Source organism: Kocuria sp., assembly GCF_030536815.1.
In the GTDB taxonomy this organism is placed as follows: Bacteria; Actinomycetota; Actinomycetes; order Actinomycetales; family Micrococcaceae; genus Kocuria; species Kocuria gwangalliensis.
In genome coordinates this window covers 1-1807 of record NZ_JAUNPE010000305.1, presented here as the reverse complement: position 1 = coordinate 1807, position 1807 = coordinate 1, and the positions used below count along the sequence as shown (strand labels likewise).

The 1807-nt window shown below is 69.1% G+C and carries 2 protein-coding genes and 1 pseudogene; 1 reads left to right on the top strand and 2 read right to left on the bottom strand.

Annotation, left to right across the window (positions count from 1 at the left end):
- On the bottom strand, window positions 1-1159 hold a 1159-nt coding region (locus tag Q4E95_RS13435; RefSeq protein ID WP_303383778.1), incomplete at its 3' end, for an ISL3 family transposase.
- A 112-nt stretch (window positions 1160-1271) separates the two neighbouring features.
- On the opposite strand from Q4E95_RS13435, the gene Q4E95_RS13430 reads away from it, so the two are divergent.
- Window positions 1272-1559, top strand: coding sequence for a hypothetical protein (locus Q4E95_RS13430; protein WP_303383777.1), 288 nt, complete (start codon window positions 1272-1274; stop codon window positions 1557-1559).
- Window positions 1560-1623: 64 nt separating this feature from the next.
- Here Q4E95_RS13430 and Q4E95_RS13425 read toward each other — a convergent pair.
- Window positions 1624-1807 (bottom strand): annotated as a pseudogene (locus Q4E95_RS13425) (hypothetical protein); the annotation flags it as partial.

Here is a 1807-nt window from a genome sequence, read left to right as displayed (position 1 = left end):
GCCCGTTCGAGGCCCCGGCGGTGTCGAAGTAGGCCAGGATCGCGGCCTTCCACCGCCGCAGAGTGCGGCCGAGCCGGGCGACCTCCGGAATCGGGCAGGTGGGGAACGCATCGAGGACCTCGGCGACGAGCCGGCGCCCGTGCTCGGGGCGGGCGTGGTAGACGGCGCGCAGCTTCTGGTAGCAGTGCCAGGCCAGGGTCACCTCATGGTGCGGGTCCCCAGCCACCAGCTTCGCGTTGAGCCGGGTGATCTGCTTGGCGGTGAGGTGCTCGGCGCCGATCTGCAAGGTACGGCGGATCCCGTAGAGAGGGTCCCCGGCCCGGCCTCGGTGGCCGAGGGTGTCCTGCTGCACGCGGCGACGCACCTCGTCCACGACCTGCCCACCGAGCTTCACCACGTGGAAGGCGTCCAGGACGGTGATCGCCTCCGGGAGCTCGTCGCGGATCGCGTTGGCGTAGCCGTGGAACGGGTCCAGCGTCGCCGTGCGGATCCCGCTCGTGAACCCCGGCCCCTGGGTAGCAAGCCAGTCGCCGTAGGCCGCCCCCGTGCGCCCGGGCACCAGGTCCAGCAACCTCGCCCGGGGACGGCCGTCCTCACCGCGGGAGTGATCCACGATGCCGGTGACCAGCCCGGTGCCGGGCGGACCCACATGGCGCCAGACGTGCTCGTCGACGCCCAAGGCGTTGACCCCGGCCAGCCGGTCCTCGGCTATCAGCTGGGTCTCGATGACGGGGACGATCGCGTGCCAGACGGTGTTCCAGGCGACCCCGAGCATCTCGGCCAGGGCCGAGACTGCGATGTCGTGGGAGCGCAGCTGCGTCACCGCCCAGGCGATCGCGCGGGTGGTGAGCTTGGCCCGTGGCGCGGCGAGTTCGTGGACCTCGCTGAACGTCGAGATCTCGCAGGCATCCTCCCGGCACCGGAGGATCCGCTTGCGCCACAGCACCCGCACGGGCACTCCGGCACACGGCAGATCGTGGAGCAGGACCTCCCGCCGGCCGTGACCGGTGGCGAGCACCCCGCATCCTGGGCAGCCCGCCAGCGATGAGGCGGTTTCCGCCACCACGGTGAACGAGCGTGGCCCGCGTTCCACCGTCAGGACGTGGACGTCGGTCAGGTCGAAGAGCGCGCACGCGGGTGCGCAGATAGCATGAGACACGTCGAGGCCTTCAAGGATCAGGTTGCTTGGTCGCTACCCATCCTGGAGGCCTCGACCTCTACCCAGGCCTCACAACACGCGCTCCGGAACGTCCCCGCGCACCCCGCTACCCATGCTCATTTGTGAAGGGCCAGAAAACGACCACTGGCGCACCTACGGACCCGCCGCCACCGGCATCGGTTGGGAGAGCAGCCTCATGTCACTCGCGCTGCATCTCAATGCCGCGTCCAGCGACATCCTCCAGGATCTGTGCGATTTCGCGGGCTCGACCGAGGGCCACACCTACACGGACGACGCCGCGGACGCCTGGAAAACCGCCTACGTCCAGTCCGGCGCGGACGAAGATCAGGCCCAGCAGCAGGCCATCAAAACCGCCGCCTTCTACAAAGGCACGGAGTAAGTCAGGCTTTCGGATCAATCGACCGATACATCAACGCCACCTATAGAGGCCCAACGGAGAGTACTCAGCCCAGCTGATCCAACAACCGCTCCGCGACCGGGATCCACTGCGGCCTGAACGTGTACACGCACACCAACCGCGCCCGAGTGGCTTCGCGGTACACCTCCATGCGGTGCGCATCGGCCCCCACCGCGCGCGCCGCCTCCGCAATCGCAACCCGCGCCACGTAGGCCATGTCCTCGCTGAGC

Bases quoted from the DNA above. Each gene is read 5' to 3' on its own strand.
- Q4E95_RS13430 (WP_303383777.1), top strand. From the start codon at position 1,272: ATGCTCATTTGTGAAGGGCCAGAAAACGACCACTGGCGCACCTACGGA.